This window comes from Rhodopirellula sp. P2 (assembly GCF_028768465.1).
In the GTDB taxonomy this organism is placed as follows: domain Bacteria; phylum Planctomycetota; class Planctomycetia; order Pirellulales; family Pirellulaceae; genus Rhodopirellula.
This window is the reverse complement of record NZ_CP118225.1, coordinates 3,981,192-3,995,027: the sequence shown is the minus strand read 5'-3', so window position 1 is coordinate 3,995,027 and position 13,836 is coordinate 3,981,192. Positions and strand designations below refer to the sequence as shown.

The 13,836-nt window shown below is 58.1% G+C and carries 12 protein-coding genes; 7 read left to right on the top strand and 5 right to left on the bottom strand.

Annotation, left to right across the window (positions count from 1 at the left end):
* Positions 1 to 82 precede the first annotated feature (82 nt).
* The 4 genes from PSR62_RS14030 (at position 83) to PSR62_RS14015 (ending at position 3,788) form a co-directional block, all read left to right on the top strand.
* Positions 83 to 727 (top strand): OmpH family outer membrane protein, encoded by a 645-nt coding sequence (locus tag PSR62_RS14030; RefSeq protein ID WP_274403626.1) that lies wholly within the window; start codon positions 83 to 85, stop codon positions 725 to 727.
* Between the two features lie 163 nt (positions 728 to 890).
* The gene (gene lpxC / locus PSR62_RS14025; protein WP_338020198.1) at positions 891 to 1,799 is read left to right on the top strand and encodes a UDP-3-O-acyl-N-acetylglucosamine deacetylase; all 909 of its coding nucleotides are present in this window, start codon (positions 891 to 893) and stop codon (positions 1,797 to 1,799) included.
* A 73-nt stretch (positions 1,800 to 1,872) separates the two neighbouring features.
* Positions 1,873 to 2,682 (top strand): acyl-ACP--UDP-N-acetylglucosamine O-acyltransferase, encoded by an 810-nt coding sequence (gene lpxA, locus PSR62_RS14020; RefSeq protein ID WP_274403624.1) that lies wholly within the window; start codon positions 1,873 to 1,875, stop codon positions 2,680 to 2,682.
* Positions 2,679 to 3,788, top strand: coding sequence for a Gfo/Idh/MocA family oxidoreductase (locus PSR62_RS14015; RefSeq protein WP_274403623.1), 1,110 nt, complete (start codon positions 2,679 to 2,681; stop codon positions 3,786 to 3,788). The genes lpxA and PSR62_RS14015 overlap by 4 nt, the downstream gene beginning before the upstream one ends.
* Positions 3,789 to 4,198: 410 nt before the next feature.
* Here PSR62_RS14015 and PSR62_RS14010 read toward each other — a convergent pair whose 3' ends face one another.
* Positions 4,199 to 4,372: a hypothetical protein gene (locus PSR62_RS14010; protein WP_274403622.1), complete on the bottom strand. Its 174-nt coding sequence runs from the start codon at positions 4,370 to 4,372 to the stop codon at positions 4,199 to 4,201.
* Between the two features lie 298 nt (positions 4,373 to 4,670).
* On the opposite strand from PSR62_RS14010, the gene PSR62_RS14005 reads away from it, so the two are divergent.
* Positions 4,671 to 7,430 carry a phosphoenolpyruvate carboxylase gene (locus tag PSR62_RS14005; protein WP_274403621.1) on the top strand — a complete coding sequence of 920 codons (2,760 nt, stop codon included), beginning with the start codon at positions 4,671 to 4,673 and terminating at the stop codon, positions 7,428 to 7,430.
* On the opposite strand, the gene PSR62_RS14000 is transcribed toward PSR62_RS14005, so the two are convergent.
* The gene (locus PSR62_RS14000) at positions 7,407 to 8,834 is read right to left on the bottom strand and encodes an O-antigen ligase family protein (protein ID WP_274403620.1); all 1,428 of its coding nucleotides are present in this window, start codon (positions 8,832 to 8,834) and stop codon (positions 7,407 to 7,409) included. The genes PSR62_RS14005 and PSR62_RS14000 overlap by 24 nt on opposite strands.
* A gap of 8 nt (positions 8,835 to 8,842) precedes the next feature.
* Positions 8,843 to 9,604, bottom strand: coding sequence for an apolipoprotein acyltransferase (locus tag PSR62_RS13995; protein ID WP_274403619.1), 762 nt, complete (start codon positions 9,602 to 9,604; stop codon positions 8,843 to 8,845).
* Between the two features lie 742 nt (positions 9,605 to 10,346).
* Here PSR62_RS13995 and PSR62_RS13990 point away from each other — a divergent pair.
* A complete protein-coding gene (locus PSR62_RS13990) occupies positions 10,347 to 10,790 on the top strand; it encodes a thioredoxin family protein (protein ID WP_047813467.1) in 444 nt (147 codons plus the stop codon).
* Positions 10,791 to 10,943: 153 nt separating this feature from the next.
* Here the strand turns inward: PSR62_RS13990 and PSR62_RS13985 are convergent, their stop codons facing one another.
* Positions 10,944 to 11,399 carry an FHA domain-containing protein gene (locus tag PSR62_RS13985; RefSeq protein ID WP_274403618.1) on the bottom strand — a complete coding sequence of 152 codons (456 nt, stop codon included), beginning with the start codon at positions 11,397 to 11,399 and terminating at the stop codon, positions 10,944 to 10,946.
* A gap of 275 nt (positions 11,400 to 11,674) precedes the next feature.
* Here PSR62_RS13985 and PSR62_RS13980 point away from each other — a divergent pair, with 275 nt between their 5' ends.
* A complete protein-coding gene (locus PSR62_RS13980; protein ID WP_338020076.1) occupies positions 11,675 to 12,853 on the top strand; it encodes a TIGR01212 family radical SAM protein in 1,179 nt (392 codons plus the stop codon).
* 45 nt (positions 12,854 to 12,898) lie between these two features.
* Here PSR62_RS13980 and PSR62_RS13975 read toward each other — a convergent pair whose 3' ends face one another.
* Positions 12,899 to 13,678 (bottom strand): DUF4332 domain-containing protein, encoded by a 780-nt coding sequence (locus PSR62_RS13975; protein ID WP_274403616.1) that lies wholly within the window; start codon positions 13,676 to 13,678, stop codon positions 12,899 to 12,901.
* Positions 13,679 to 13,836 lie beyond the last annotated feature (158 nt).

The following is a 13,836-nucleotide window of genomic DNA, read 5'->3' as shown; positions in this document are numbered from 1 at the left end:
TTGAAGCGGTCGGAATGGATTGACACAATGACCGGCAGCAATGCTTGATTTCGGTGAGGAAACCGGAGCCAGTCAAGCGGGCATGAATCAGACAATCGCATTCACCACGCAAGGAGTAGCGGACGTGCGAACCATCGTTCTTTCGGCCATCGCCATGGCCATGACCACCGTCAGCGTATCGGCACCGACTTCGGCATCCGCCCAAGACGCAGGCCACCGCATCGCCGTTGTGGATGTCGCGTACATCTTCAAAAACAACGAAGGTATCAAACAGCAAGTCAAGGCGGTGGAGGACAACTTGAAGTCCTTCGACACCGAACTGACAGCGAAACGAGAGGAGCTGAAGGCAGCGGCTGAAAAGCTGAAGACCTTCCAACCCAGCTCCCCTGAGTACACCGCTCAAGAAGAACGCGTTGCGTCCATGGAATCCAAACTCCGTTTGGACATGGCCCGCAAACGCAAAGAGCTCGCCGATCGCGAAGCCAAGATCTACTACGACAACTACCAGCTCATCACTTCGGGCGTCCAAGCGATCGCCGAGTACCACAAAATCAACTTGGTTTTGCGTTACAACAGCGAAGACATGGACCTGGCACATGGCGAGTCGGTCATTCGTGGCGTGATGCGAAACATCGTCTACCACGATGAGCAACTGGACATGACCGGTGCGGTCATGAGCTACCTCGACAAGAAACTGATGGCTGGCGGAACGCCAAACCGTCAGTAGTCCAGTCGTCCTGACTGACAATTCAAAAGGTGGCTCGAGCATCGCTTGAGCCACCGACCGAGCGTCGCAAGGATTCGTGACGCTCTCCAAGGATACCAATGGGGCACATCGTCACTCCGTTGATGACAATCAGGCTTCGCTCGCGTGCAAGGAGGCTCGCAGCGTGATGGGGATTCGCAACGAACACACAATCGCCTCGAGCTGTGCGATCAGCGGCCGCGGCTACTGGAGCGGCAAGGACGTCCGCGTCACCTGCTGCCCCGCGCCAGCCGGAACAGGAATCGTACTCGTGCGATCCGACCTGCCTGGCGAACCGGAATGCCCTGCGAACACTCAGTTTGCAACGGGCGTTTCATTCCGAACGAACCTCGCCAACGGCCCGGCCAAATTTGAAATGGTCGAGCACTTGATGGCCGCCTTCGCAGGCCTCGAAATCGACAACTGCCGCGTCGAAATCACCTCAGAAGAACTCCCTGGCCTGGACGGAAGCTCCCTGCCTTACGTCGAGGCACTGCAAGAAGCAGGCTTGGTCATCCAAGCCGCCGCGTCCCAACCACTGACGATCCGGGAACCATTCCGCCTTGAACATGGTGGCGGGTACGTCGACGTTTCGCCCACCACCCAAGGTGAAGCGGTTTACGAATACTGCTTGGACTACGGCCCCGCCAGCGCCATCCCGCAGCAATCCTTCCGCTGCGTTCCAACACCGCACACGTTTGCACGCCAAGTCGCTTCTGCACGCACGTTCGTGACTGCCGACCAAGCCTTGCAACTTCGCCAGTCCGGCGTTGCCTCCCACGTCACACACCAAGACCTCCTGGTGATCAGTGACGAAGGACCTGTCGAGAACGAGTATCGATTCCGCAACGAGTGCGCCCGCCACAAAACACTGGACCTGATCGGTGACCTTTCCCTGGCCGGCGTCAGTTTGATAGGACAGTTTTCTTCCGTCCGAGGCGGGCACCAACTCAACGGCATGGTCGCCGTTCGACTGGCTGAACTCGCTCAGCAACAACAACGGAATCAACCTGCCAATCAGCCCATTTGCCTCCAGCAACGGCGAGCCGCATGATTGATCTCCTCGGACCTTCGACTCACTTCACACACGCACCTCAACTTCAGAACAACGCACCAAGGACCCAACTATGAGTGCTAGTATCGCTCAAACCGCCGTGGTCGATCCTCGTGCGCAAATTGGCGAAGGTGTCCAAATCGGACACTTCTGTGTCATTGGTCCCAATGTCAAGTTAGGCGACCGCACGCGCGTGGGCGATCACGTAACCCTGGATGGCGTCACCTCGATCGGTTGCGACAACCAAATCTTCCCGCACGTTTCGATCGGCACCAACCCACAAGACGTCAGCTACCGCAACACACCCACGCGTGTGGAGATCGGCGATGGCAACGTCTTCCGGGAACAAGTCACGATCAACCGTGCCAGCGAAAAAGAAGACGGCGTGACTCGCGTGGGCGACCACAACTACCTGATGACCGGCACCCACATTGCGCACGATTGCATCATCGGTTCGCGAATCGTGCTGGCCAACAACTGCATGATTGGCGGCCACGCTCACATCGCGGACGACGTCACGATTGCAGGCGGAGCCGGCGTGCATCAATTCGTTTCGATCGGAACGCTCAGCTTTGTCGGTGCGATGACTCGCATCCTTCAAGACGTGCCTCCGTTTGTCATCGTCGACGGGGCCGACGCTCGCCCTCGCTGCATCAACACCGTGGGACTGAAACGTCATGACTACACCGAAGATGACATTACGGTGTTGACACAGGCTTTTCGTTTGCTGTATCGGAAACGTATCGGCGTGGAACCCGCTCGCGATGAATTGTTCGCGACAGGTCCGATCCGCCCCGTGTTGCGGCACCTGTTTGATTGTTTAGACAACAGTTGCCTTGGTCGTGCCGGCCGAGGCCGAGATAGAAGAAAGAAAGCAGCATGAACCGGGAATTGCGAGTCGCCGTCATTGGTGCAGGTCACTTGGGCCGCATCCACGCGAAATTGATTTCACAAGTCGATGGCGCTCGCCTCGTCGCCGTTTGCGATCCCGTCCAGGCTGCGTGCCAGGCAGTCGCCGACACTCACGCCGTTGCGGCTCACTCGGATTATCACGATGTCATCGAAGACATCGATGCCGCCATCATCGCGGCCCCCACCGACTACCACGCCGACATCGCATCAACGCTGATCAAGGCTGGCAAACACCTGATGGTTGAAAAACCACTGGCAGCCGAATCCGACGATGCACGTCGTCTGGCATTGATGGCATCCACACGAAACGTCGTGTTGCAAGTCGGCCACGTGGAACGATTCAACCCAGCGTTCACAGCGTTGGAAGACTTCGGCGTCGACGTCAAGTATGTCGAAGCCACTCGTGCGTCGCGTTTCCCAGGCCGCTGCTTGGACGTCGGCGTGGTGATGGACCTGATGATTCACGATTTGGACCTTGTCCTGTCACTGACTCAATCCGCCGTCCGATCAATTTCTGCCAGTGGAATCTCGGTCGTCAGCGATCACGAAGACATTGCCGAAGCACGGATCGAATTCGAATGCGGCATGGTCGCCAATTTGAAGGCGTCGCGTGTCAGCCCGTTGCCTGCCCGCGACATGACCTTGTTCAGCCCAGCTGGATTTGCACAGATCGATTTCGGCAAGCCGTCCCTGGCGACAGTTCGTGCGAGCGAAACGCTCACGACTCGGCAGTTCGAGCTGAACGAACAAACAGAAAACCCTCTGGCTTACGCCGACACGTTGTTCAGCGAGCATCTGAACTGCGAAGTCAACGAGTTGCAGCCTCGAAATGCGATCCTGGACGAACTGCATGACTTCGTCATCAGCATCGAAAGCGGATCCTCGCCAATTGTGGACGGTTCCGCCGGGGCTCGCGCCGTCAAGGTCGCCAGCTCGATCTTGGACGCGATCGATGAACGAGCCTGGTATTCGTACGCTGGAGCGGATGAGCGGGGCCCCCTGGCGATTCCACGACGTCGCTTGGGCCAGCCTTCCAAACGCGAAGACACATCGACTCCAGGTCGCCGTGCTGCTTGATTTTCGCGACCTGCATCGAGCCAGACCCACCAAATTCCTTCGCAAACCACCTCCTTTGCCACCAAAACGGCCGAATTGGGTGGTCAATGCAGAGAATCTGCTTAGGGAGCCCGGTGCGACATCCTGACGCGGCTGCGTTCCCAATTTGATCACAGTCGCGTGAAAACGCTCAAAAACCGCAAGCAAACCGCCTGAAAAGACGATTCAATCGTTTTTACCGGTGCAATTGCTATGGTTGACGCAAGCTGCGTGAGACCTAAACTCTGCCCAAATTGCCTCCGCGCGTGTTTGAGGCATTTCCACCTAGTCTAGGAGAGTTTAGATGATTCGATCGATCATGGTTGTCGCCCTGTTCGCTGTTTCCAGCGTTGCCGTTGCTCCACAAGCCGAAGCTGGCTTGTTCGGATGCTTCAAAAAGAACAACTGCTGCGAAGCTGCCCCAGTTTGCTGCGAAGCTCCAGCACCCGTTTGCTGCGAACCTGCACCAGCTCCAGTTGTTTGCTGCGAGCCAGCTCCAGCTCCAGTCGTTTGCTGCGAACCAGCTCCAGTTTGCTGCGAACCAGCACCTGTCTGCTGCGACCCATGTGCCAAGCCAAAGTGTGGCTTGTTCGCAAAGATCAAGGCTCGTTTCGCAGCCAAAAAGTGCTGCCCAACTCCTTGCTGCAACTGAATCACCGGACTTCGTTGCTTCCCAACCTGATTCGGAATCGACGTTTGACCGAGATAAGAGCGAGTGCTGTTCAAGAACAGCGCTCGTTTTTTTATGCGCTGTCACCATTGGCAGCGAACGCGAGATACCCGAGGATTCGGTCGATTGACCCAACCCGATGATGCAGTTGAGTCGCGAACTCTTTCTCCTTTTCACCACATTGAATTGCCACGATGGTATCAGCCAATATTCTCGCCCTTGATGTCGACCAACTGAATCGTGACTGGCAATGGATGCTGTCAGCACTGCAGACGGTGTTGCAACGCGGGGGCGACGAGAAATTGGCGGAGCTGTTGCCAGTTCCAGGTTGCAAGCTCGATCCCGCAAAAGCCCCCGCTGATTCGGTTCAGCTGACTCAGGCGTATTCGATTGCCTTTCAATTGCTCAGCATGGCCGAACAGGGATCGGCGGCTCAGTTTCGAGATCGCATCGAATCAGAGTCCGGCATGGCTGACCTGCCCGCTTTGTGGGGCGAGAGCCTGCAACAACTGATCGACCAGGGCTGGACCGCGGAGATGATCGCCGCAGAACTTCCATCGATGCGAGTGGAACTCGTGTTGACCGCCCACCCCACCGAAGCCAAACGAGCGACGGTGTTGGCTCACCACCGTCGCCTCTTCCGCCGGTTCCAACTTCGACACCAGGAAGACCTTCCCCCATGGCGGCGATCCGAGAACGAGCAAGCCATCGAATCAGTGCTCAGCATTCTCTGGCGAACCGGCGAAATCTACCTCGACAAACCGGACCTGCAATCCGAACGCCGCAACGTGATGGATTACTTGACGGTGGTGTTTCCCAAAGCGTTGCAACCACTTGATCAACGTTTGCGACAAGCTTGGCGAGAGGTCGGGCTGAGCGAAAAGGCCATCGCAGACCCCTTGGCGTTGCCGCGATTGACCTTCGGAACCTGGGTGGGCGGCGACCGCGACGGGCACCCATTGGTCACGCCCGAAGTGACCGAAGAAACGCTGATGCAGCTTCGCCGTGGTGCGGTTGAACTGATGCGAGAGGAGCTGGTCCAACTGGCACGGCTGACCAGCGTGTCCGCCTATTGGTTGCCGCCGACCAGCGATTTCCTCACCCGCATTGCAGAACGAGCCCATGCGATGGGAGCCACAGGAGCCACCGCAATCGCGCGCAACCCCAATGAACCTTGGCGTCAGTTCATCAACCTGATGCTGGCCAGTTTGCCGTCGGAAACGACGCTGGCAAACGGCAAGGAACAATTCACCTACCGACGTTCACGCGAATTGCTGGCGGATCTACGTTGCCTGCACGAAAGCTTGGTGGCAGTCGACTTGGGCGATGTGGCAACCAGTGCCGTGGCACCCACCATGCGGATTGCTCAAACATTTGGTTTCCACTTGGCAGTGCTGGACATCCGCCAAAACAGCGCCAAACACGACACGGCAATCGAACAACTCCTGCGAGCCGCCGGCATGGCGGATTGGAAATTTGCCAGCTGGGATGAAGACAAACGGATGGCTTTCCTGAACGAGGAACTTGCCAGTTCGCGACCACTGACGCACCCCGATGCCTCCGCTGGCGAAGAAGCCGATGCGGTCCTTGGAGCACTGCGTGTGGTGACCGAATACCGTTCCCAACATGGTGCCGACGGGCTGGGAGCACTGATCGTCAGCATGACTCGCAAAACATCTGATTTGATGGCGGTCTACTTGCTCGCTCGCGAAGTCGGGCTGCTGCAACGGACCGAATCGGGAGTGGTTTGCCCGCTGCCGGTGGTCCCGTTGTTCGAAACGATCGATGACCTTGAGCGGTCACCGGAGATCTACGACGGATTCCTTCAACACCCGATCACCCGAAACAGTTTGGCCGCGATTGCCCAACGAGAAGGTGCGACGACTCCGGTTGGTCAAGTCATGATCGGATACAGCGATAGCAACAAGGATGGCGGGATCCTGGCCAGCCTCGTGGGGCTGCGACATGCTCAACGAAAGCTCACTCAGGCGGCTCGCTCCCACGGCGTTCGCGCCCGATTCTTTCACGGCCGCGGCGGCACAATCAGCCGCGGTGCCGGACCAACACACCGGTTCATCAAAAGCCTTCCTGATCACACGATCGGCGGTGACATGCGGCTCACAGAGCAGGGCGAGACGATCGCTCAGAAATACGCTCACGAACCGACCGCGATCTACAACCTGGAACTGTTCCTCGCGGGAGTCACGCGAAAATCGCTGGCCGATTCGCGATCGGAGGAGCCGGAACATCCGCTGGAACCAACGCTGGTGAAACTGGCCGCCTGGGCTCGATCGACCTACCACGAACTGCTGCACAGCGATGGCTTCGTGGAGTTCTTTCGTGAAGCCACGCCGATCGATGCGATTGAACAAAGCCGCATCGGTTCGCGTCCGGCCCGTCGCACCGGTCAACAAACCCTGGATGACTTGCGAGCCATCCCGTGGGTATTCAGTTGGGGCCAAGCCCGCTGCTACCTGTCCGGTTGGTACGGCGTTGGAACGGCACTCAAGAAGTTGCAAACCGAATGCCCCGATGAGTTCGAGGCTGTCAAAGGAGCACTCCGCGATTGGGCGCCACTCCACTACCTGATCAGCAATGTGGCGACCAGTGTGACGGCGGTCGACATCGAAGTGATGAAGCAATACGCGATGCTGGTTGAGAACGAAACGCTGCGAGAACACTTTGTCACCGACATCGAATCGCAATGGACACTGGCGTGCGAGATGGTCGAAGCGGTCTACGGCGGACCGTTGGAAACCCAGCGTCCCAACGTGCAACGCATGATCGCCTTGCGAAGCGAGGGCCTGCGTTTGCTGCATCGCCAACAGATTTCATTGCTCCAGCGCTGGCGTAGCTACAACAAAATGGGCGAGCACAAACAAGCTGATGCACTGCTTCCCGCCTTGCTATTGAGCGTCAATGCCATTGCTTCAGGACTGGGAACGACCGGCTAAGGCTGGTGCCAGCAACGCGGCCATCCAAAGGATGGTCAACGTGGTTGGAAACGATTCGATGATCGTATCCTCGACAAGTCCTGACACCAACACGTAGGTCAGGACCGTGCGGATCCATTCCTGGGGCGAGGTTGCTCCAAACACCAGTGACCATCCGAGCATCAGCAGCATCAACAAGCAGGCGAAGACTCCCGCAGAAAAGGTGACATGCAACAACAAGTTGTGAGTCCCGGTTGCTTCGCGACTCATGACACTGGCGGCACTGTCCATCCCGTATCCCGTGAGCGGTCGCAGCGCTATCAGGCCGATGGCTTCTTCCCAAATCGTGGTTCGTCCGGTGAGCGAGGTGAGCTCTTCGACATCACCGCTCTTGGTCACCGCACTGACCGCGGATTCCGAAAAAGGACCTTCTCCGGTGAACAGCGAAATCGCCAGAACCAGCCCCGCGGCCGAGGCGATTCCAATGATCCCCAGCGCCAACCCGCCTCTCCCATAAAGACGATCAATCAACAACACGCCCCCGGCGGCCATCCCCGCCAACATGGCCGTTCGGCTGAGCGTTGCCACGACGGTGGCTGCGGCAAGCACCATGATGGCGATCAGCACCAGTCGCTGCCACGGCCCACGAACGCCCACGGAGATCAAAGAATTGGTGCGTCCCAGGTACATCGCCACGCTGACCAACCCAATCGCGATCGCCGTTTTCGCGATGTTGTTCGGGTGCCCGGTGCCGCCCATTCGCTGGACCGTTTCGGTCGCGCTGATGTATTCCTCAAACGTCCCCATTTCGGGAACCAGCACGAACAGGCCCCAGGTCACCAACATGTACAGCGACGTTCCTGCGACGATCGCCGCCAGCATCCGGCGCGGCCCCAGCGTCGCCAACGCCATCGCGGTGAAAAGCAGATAGCCAACAAAGATCAAGGCCGAGGCGCGACTGATCATCGCGTTGCTCTGGATGGCAAACAGACTGGTGATACAAAACAAGCCACCGAGTGCGAGCAGTCCAAGCCCCGGGAGACTGCCGAGCAACTGCCGGGTTCGCGGGCTGACCAACAACGCGATTCCCCCCAAGCCGCTGGCCGCCGCTGCAATGGCGAGTTTTGCCAGCGTCAGCACGTTCAGGCTGCTGGTCGCCCGATCGAATTCCGCACTGGTCTTCGGTTCGATTGGGTTGATGAACATCGCCAGCATCACGACCACAAACACGATCGCGTGAAGGAAACCACCGCCATCGGAAGAAGACCTGGGGCCATTCCCAGACGGAGGGTCAACTGGATGAACGGCGTCGATGTCATCGTCAGGGAACGCGACGGCGTCCGCCGCAACCTGGGAAGCGACGACTGAGTCGGGCCCCGCAGAATCCGGGCTCGCAAACGTTGGCTGAGAAGACGAGGGTGACATCGGGCCCACTATAGACGTGGCATGTACCAGTCGACTTGTTTTTCTTGATAGACGCGAAATTTCACGCCGTGGGACCAGAGGTCAAAGTAAGGCTGGAACGGTTCTTCCACCTCCCCTTGATCCACACCGACAAAACTCGCCGCCATGTGGTCCCGGTACAACGGCCACATCAAATGATCCCGCACACCAGCATCGCAGCTGATGAAGTAAAACGGGGCACGAAGCGATTCTGCGAAAGGTTCCGGGGTCGAGATTCGCGTGACCAGATGTTCGACGACGTTCTGGAACGTTTTCAGCAACTCCGTCTTCTCATGATCTTGCCGAGGGTGCTTGGGGGGAATGCCTTCCAAAACCCGGTGCTTGGTGATGGACCGCAGGCGTTCCGCCGCCTTGGGATCCCCCAACTTCTCGGCCAATTCGGCCATGCGTCCCGTCCACTCCACCGCCTTGGATTCGACCACCGCTGGATCGATCGGATCCGGCGACCGAACCACGAAGAACGCGTCGCGACCGCCTTGAGGCCGGCGGTCATCCCCGGCGATTTCAAACAGGTTTTCAAGTCGCTGGCGCAGCTCGGACCCGCCATCCAGCTCGTCAAAGACGCCGTCCAAGCCACGTCCATCGGGACGAAACGACTGAAAAAAACCGAGGAACTTGTCGTTCTCAAAAACCGTGTCGTCCATGATCCCGACGGCTTCCCCCATCCGCCGAAGCAGCGCTTCGAGGCCAGGGTGGTCAGGGGGAACGGCCGGGACTGGGGGCGGTTGCATGGAGCTACCAGTGGATGAGGGGGGAACGACTCAGCGGAACAATCGAAGAACTTGCCAGCAATCCCGCCATTTCTCAACCCGCGAAACGGAAAAACCAGGTAACAAGAACCTTGGAGGGCAGGGTGGAAGCCTCGGAAACAACGCCAGGAAGCGTCCACCGGAAGGGCGTCCACCGAGCAAAATCCGCCAGCTCCCAGCCGCTCTTTCAATCTGGCCCCGAACAGGCTTGCCTATTTCCACACCCGAGCGTGAGACGCAACTCTTTTATCGCCCTGTAGAGGGAAACATCCCTCCACTCTGGCGAAATTGCCAAAACGCGAGTGCGGATACTTGCACGCATTTGCTGCAGTCCTAGAATCCCGCCCAGCCTGTCCGGTCGACGCGATCGGCACAGTTTGGCTACCCCCCCCTGAACGGGGGCCAAACTGCGTCAGACGTTTTCCTTTCGGGCCGAGGTCATTTCCATCGTCGATCAGGATGTCATCGACCGGAGCCGACTTTCAGCGTTTATTGCGAATTCGCCAGTGCCTTCGAGAGGAACTCGAAAATGGTTGGGCGTGTTTCGTTGCACAAGCGTTTCGGCGGTACCACTCATCGAACTTTTCTTGAGCTAGGACATGGATTGCGGATGACCTGCAGCCCTCAGGGACACTGAGGCCGTCAGTCACTCGCTTGCCCAGCTCGAATGCCGGCATGGTGCCGCAACCGTCGACGCTTCACACGTTGTATGAGGAAGCTTGGGATGCTGTCACTGTTCTTGGGTCTCACAATCGCTATGGCGACCAACGGCTCTGTTACGACCGAGGTCACCCATCATGCGTCCACACAGACGCCAGACCAGAACTACACACTCGCCTACAAAAAGTCGGTCGAGGAAGACAAACCACTGATGGTCGTGGTCGGAGCACCGTGGTGCCCCGCTTGCGAAACATTGAAGAAAACAACCATCGCCAACATGCAAAACAGTGGTGAACTCGACGGAGTCAGTGTTGCTTTGGTCAACCGCGATGCGGAACCAGAACTCGCCGAAACGTTGATGGAAGGCGAAAAGATGATCCCGCAGATCATCCTTTACAGCAAAACGGCAGACGGCCGTTGGAGTCGCCGCAAATTGACCGGATACCAACCGGTTCAACCAGTTCGCTCACTGATCAAACGAGTCACCGCCACCTTGGGTCGCGGTTGATCCGGGCTTCGCTTGGGAACGTCCAAGAGGGCGATCTCAGGAACAACCGGCCAAATCATAAAAAAGGCACGTGCGATCAGTTCTCGCACGTGCCTTTTTTCGTTGTGTTGCGGTCCGGCCGCGACGACTGCCGCCAATCGCTGTCACCGACGATCAGTCTTCCGATTTTCGGTTGAAGAACCCCTTCTTGGGATCCCGCCGACTGATCCCAGCTCGATCCATCAGCGAGCTCTTCATCACTTCTTCGATGTAATCGTCATCCGCAGGTGGTGGGCCGTAAGCTCCCAACAATTGCGGTTCGTATTCCAACGTGTAGTGGTGCTTCGCGATCGAGATTTTGCAGTTGGGGTCCGCCCGCTTGCGCATGATCGTACGACCGTCGACCTTGGTTCCGTTGCGGCTATTCAGGTCACGGATGAACCAATAACCCTGTTCCAAGGTCATTCGGCAATGTTGGCTGGACACGTTGGAGAAGTCCAAGCAGATATCGCAATGTCGCCGGCGGCCGAAAAGCAATTTGTCCTTGACCAGTGGGATCGGGTCGCCGCCGCCCAAAGGCGTCAGTTGACCAAAGGCACCAGCAAATTGGGGGGCGTCTTCCGCACTCATGATGACTTTGAGTTTCAAAGAAGGAGGGATGATGACTTGAAACGCTGCATTGTATTCTCGCAATGAGCGACGGGCCAGCCTTCACGCCCCCCGACGGGGAAGGTTGGAAGGCAATCACAGGGCTTTCTTTTCCTATTTTGACGCCTGTTCTGATTGGAAGGCTCGCGGAAAATGGAAGATTCTCCGAAACCGCGGTTCGCAAGCGACTCAATGGCCAGCTCCACTTCGCAGGGAACCATCCCCCGAGGCGTCCTTCAGCGGGCAAAGCGTCTGTCATGCCCCCGGGCCTCGCCGGTTGGTTTCCAACGTCTCCGCGGTACAATTCCGCGATGCAATCACCCTCTGAGCCATCCTCCTCCGATCGTTCCGCTGCTCCCGCTCCCAATCCGACGATCGTTCCCGATCACTCCCGGTTGGCTTGGCAGGCAGAGGGTGCTCGGTTCAACGCATTTGGAAAATCGCTTCGGCGACGACACGGCGGGCGAATCCAGCGTGTCAGCATCGATGCCGGGTTCACGTGCCCCAACGTGGACGGAGCTGTCACGACGGGCGGCTGCAATTTTTGCGACAACCGCTCCTTCAGTCCATCACGCCGCGTGCGATTGCAGCGCGTCGCGGATCAACTGAGCGAACAAATCGGCCGCGTTCAAAAACGCTACAACGACGTCCGTGGTTTCATTGCCTACTTCCAACCAGCAACGAACACCTACGCTCCCATCGAGCAACTGCGAGAGATCTTTGACCTGGCGTTGCATTCGGACGATCGAATCGTGGGCTTGGCCGTCGGGACTCGGCCCGATTGCGTTCCCGACAGCGTCCTGGATCTGCTCCAAGAACTGGCCGTTGACCACGACGTGTCGCTGGAATTTGGGATGCAGACCGTTCATGACGAGTCGCTCGAGTGGATGAATCGGGCTCATACCCACGCCGACATGATCAACGCGATCGATCGATCCCGTGGTCGCGGATTTGAGTGTTGCTCACACATCATCTTGGGCGTGCCCCGAGAAGATCACGCGATGATGATGGAATCGGCAGTTGAAATCGGTCGTCTGGGTTTCGATGCGATCAAGCTTCATAACCTGTACAGCGTTCGCGGAACGCCGCTTGGGGAAGAAGTCCTGGCAGGCAAAATTCAGATGATGCAACGTGAGGACTACGTTCGCACCGTCGTCGATTTCCTGGAACGCATTCCACCGGAGGTGATCGTCGAACGTGTCAGTGGCGACGCGCCGCCAAACTATCTGATCGAACCCAAATGGTGCGCCGACAAACAGAACATTCGCCGAGAGATTGAAGCGGAATTTGAACGTCGCGATTCACGCCAAGGCGACCACTTCGTGCCGCCGGAGGTCCCCCCGATGCAGCGCCCCCGACCAGCCGATGCCACACCGGAATCGATTCGCAATCGCATTGACACGCGTGGTCGATTGCCGGTGCTGAAGATGCAGTGACAACCGGCAACGACCGTGAACTGTCCACCCGCGGACCGAGCGTGGCTATGCCGCAACCTGCGTTTCGGCAGGGTGCGTTTGAATCCAGTGAGCGACCAACTGCTCGCACTGCCCCACCCAACTTTTGACGCGGCGCAAACTCGGAACCCCTCGGTGCCCCACCAATCGCTGACCGCGACTGCTGAGCGAAAACCGCTCCAAATCGCGATGCAACACGGCGGCTGACTCACGGGCCAACGAGGCCACGCTGCGGCGATGAATCGCGACCAGAATCAATGCATCGCGAGGCATCATGCCATCGATCGCAACCGCCAATCGCACAGCCGCACGCAAACGTTTGATCGAACGCAGGGCGCGTTGCGGCGATTTGTACTGACGCGAAATCAGTTCGGGATTGCAGCACGCCAAATCACCCGCTGTGACCACGCCAACCTTTGCCAGCAACCGGCAGCGTTTCTCGTTGCAAATTTGCAGGTGCTCGATCCGCATCGCAAAGAGGCGTTCACGATGGCTGCTGCGAAGTCGTGACGGACGACCAACCGGCGACACCACCGAAGTGGAAGACTCAGGGATGGCTGGTGAAGGGACGGCACTTCCAACGGACTCGGTGCTTTGCATCACCATTGCGGCGGGAGCCACACTTGGCTGGGCGATGGAGCGCAGATCCGCAGCGGCTGGCGGAAGCTGCAATTTCAACTTCACGCTGCCGGACAATTCATGACCAGCAGCAGACTGCTGCCCACTCATTTGATTGCCGCGAGTCAGATGGGTCGGTGAGACAGGGGACCGACGACGCAGAGGAAAACGTTTCAAAAACTCGAACATAAGAGAAGACTCCTGGGAGGAAGCGATTCGAGAGATTTTTCGATAACAGCGCCCTCCGTTGGTCTGCCACCCCAGTTCGAGTCGGCACTGAATCCCCCAGCAAACAGAAATCGGCAACGAACCGCCCGACATTCCCCACCTTGTCCGGCTTTCGCGGG

What these genes read in the sequence shown, in the direction of transcription:
- lpxA (WP_274403624.1), top strand. Translation starts at nt 1,873, where the DNA reads ATGAGTGCTAGTATCGCTCAAACCGCCGTGGTCGATCCTCGTGCGCAA.
- PSR62_RS14005 (WP_274403621.1), top strand. Translation starts at nt 4,671, where the DNA reads ATGGTATCAGCCAATATTCTCGCCCTTGATGTCGACCAACTGAATCGT.
- PSR62_RS14030 (WP_274403626.1), top strand. Translation starts at nt 83, where the DNA reads ATGAATCAGACAATCGCATTCACCACGCAAGGAGTAGCGGACGTGCGA.
- PSR62_RS13975 (WP_274403616.1), bottom strand. Translation starts at nt 13,678, where the DNA reads ATGTTCGAGTTTTTGAAACGTTTTCCTCTGCGTCGTCGGTCCCCTGTC.
- PSR62_RS13985 (WP_274403618.1), bottom strand. Translation starts at nt 11,399, where the DNA reads ATGAGTGCGGAAGACGCCCCCCAATTTGCTGGTGCCTTTGGTCAACTG.
- PSR62_RS13980 (WP_338020076.1), top strand. Translation starts at nt 11,675, where the DNA reads ATGCCCCCGGGCCTCGCCGGTTGGTTTCCAACGTCTCCGCGGTACAAT.
- PSR62_RS13995 (WP_274403619.1), bottom strand. Translation starts at nt 9,604, where the DNA reads ATGCAACCGCCCCCAGTCCCGGCCGTTCCCCCTGACCACCCTGGCCTC.
- PSR62_RS14000 (WP_274403620.1), bottom strand. Translation starts at nt 8,834, where the DNA reads ATGTCACCCTCGTCTTCTCAGCCAACGTTTGCGAGCCCGGATTCTGCG.
- PSR62_RS13990 (WP_047813467.1), top strand. Translation starts at nt 10,347, where the DNA reads ATGCTGTCACTGTTCTTGGGTCTCACAATCGCTATGGCGACCAACGGC.
- PSR62_RS14010 (WP_274403622.1), bottom strand. Translation starts at nt 4,372, where the DNA reads ATGGGTCGCAGCAGACAGGTGCTGGTTCGCAGCAAACTGGAGCTGGTT.
- PSR62_RS14015 (WP_274403623.1), top strand. Translation starts at nt 2,679, where the DNA reads ATGAACCGGGAATTGCGAGTCGCCGTCATTGGTGCAGGTCACTTGGGC.